The organism is Rhodococcus sp. IEGM 1351 (assembly GCF_030056875.1).
Lineage (GTDB): Bacteria > Actinomycetota > Actinomycetes > Mycobacteriales > Mycobacteriaceae > Rhodococcus_F > Rhodococcus_F opacus.
On record NZ_JASHKU010000133.1, the window covers coordinates 1 to 274 of the forward strand.

The 274-nt window shown below is 73.4% G+C and carries 1 protein-coding gene; it reads left to right on the plus strand.

Features of this window, described 5'->3' with window-relative positions; all coding sequences use genetic code 11:
* Window positions 1–274: TetR family transcriptional regulator C-terminal domain-containing protein (locus QM806_RS41080; RefSeq protein ID WP_283295071.1), on the plus strand; the 274-nt coding region annotated here is incomplete at both ends.

Consider the following 274-nt stretch of genomic DNA (forward strand, 5'->3'; position numbering starts at 1 on the left):
CTGCGGAACATCACCGCCAGCCTCCTGCCGCTCGACGAACGCCGACTGGCGATGACCCGCGGGTTCCTGTTCTTCTACGCGGAGGGCGCGGCCGAGGAAACCGCGCGCGGGGAGATCGCGGCCTTCCTCGCCCGCTGGCGGGGCGTCGTGCGCGAGTCGGGCGTCGCCGCACAGCGGGAGGGCACCGTCTCCGCCGACCTCGACGCGGACGCCGGCACCGTCGCGCTGGTCGCGCTGACCGACGGTCTTGCAATACAGGCCATCCGGGATCCCG